Genomic DNA, 256 nt, shown 5'->3' on the forward strand with positions numbered 1-256 from the left:
CAGCATGATCGTGCCGTGCAGGGTGAAGGTCTGGTTGTACTGCTCGTTGGAGAGCAGTTGGATCCCGGGACGGGCCAGCTCCGCGCGCAGCATCAACGCCAGCAGGCCACCGAAGAGGAAGAACCCGAACGACGTGATCAGGTACAAGTGCCCGATCTTCTTGTGATCCGTCGTGGTGAGCCAATCGACGACGATACGCCCCACACCCCGCCCCTTCACGGGCACAAGAGTGGACGACTCCATAGACGTGACCATG

Annotated in this window: 1 protein-coding gene; it reads right to left on the minus strand. The window is 60.9% G+C overall.

Annotated features, from left to right (window positions below; translation table 11 throughout):
- A partial coding sequence (locus RND61_RS32570; RefSeq protein WP_315881770.1) for a cbb3-type cytochrome c oxidase subunit I occupies nt 1-255 on the minus strand: 255 nt, incomplete at its 3' end.
- Nucleotide 256 lies beyond the last annotated feature (1 nt).

It is taken from the genome of Streptomyces tamarix (assembly GCF_032423885.1).
In the GTDB taxonomy this organism is placed as follows: domain Bacteria; phylum Actinomycetota; class Actinomycetes; order Streptomycetales; family Streptomycetaceae; genus Streptomyces; species Streptomyces tamarix.